The organism is Synechococcus sp. H60.1, from assembly GCF_047462335.1.
In the GTDB taxonomy this organism is placed as follows: Bacteria; Cyanobacteriota; Cyanobacteriia; order Thermostichales; family Thermostichaceae; genus Thermostichus.
This window is the reverse complement of the sequence record NZ_JANSJA010000222.1, coordinates 1-658: the sequence shown is the minus strand read 5'-3', so window position 1 is coordinate 658 and position 658 is coordinate 1. Positions and strand designations below refer to the sequence as shown.

Annotated in this window: 1 protein-coding gene; it reads right to left on the bottom strand. The window is 54.0% G+C overall.

The genetic code is table 11. The features are described 5' to 3' along the window. A partial coding sequence (locus tag NW852_RS11055) for a hypothetical protein (protein WP_414426744.1) occupies positions 1-491 on the bottom strand: 491 nt, incomplete at its 3' end. Positions 492-658 lie beyond the last annotated feature (167 nt).

The following is a 658-nucleotide window of genomic DNA, read 5'->3' as shown; positions in this document are numbered from 1 at the left end:
GTTTTCAGGGACAAGCGCAGCATGACAAAGTTGGGATCCGGAGCGTAGCGCTTGGCGTAGCTAATCAAAGCCTGAGCAGTGGATAGAGTGTCGTCTTGAACAGGAGGCAGCAGCGGTTTGCCGTCGATGAGGATGGCTTTGATGCGCTCTGAAATTGCTTTGAGGTCGATGATGGAGCGGGTTAAAAACAAAACAAAGTAGGGACTTTTGGGGAAAGACTTCAGAATCACCCGCACATGAGACGAGCCCGCTGTGAGGTAATCCGCCTCCTCCTCAGGGCTGACCGTTTGGCAAAGGCGGTTGTTGGCCTGCAATAGGTCGCTGGCGTAGGTGCCCAAAAGTTCCAGCGCCTGCTCTTCCTGGGTGTCGCTGGCGTAAGTTACCTTGGCTACCGTTTTGCCATCCGTAACTCGCCCTATCAAGACGGCAATAAGGCCAGGCAGCCCAGCAATATGCTGCTCAATGACACTTTGCAGGGTGCGGATAGCCATGCTCCTCTTTGCTCCTCCCTAAGGTGAAGGCTGGGTTGTCCTCTCATCGTAACGAGTAGGAAGGCTAGCCTGGGAGTATTTAGAAGGGATGTTAACAAAGACCCCTGAGGACGCTCAGCCCTCGCGCCACGGATCCCAGTTCTCATGAAATTTGCCTTCCAGAATGG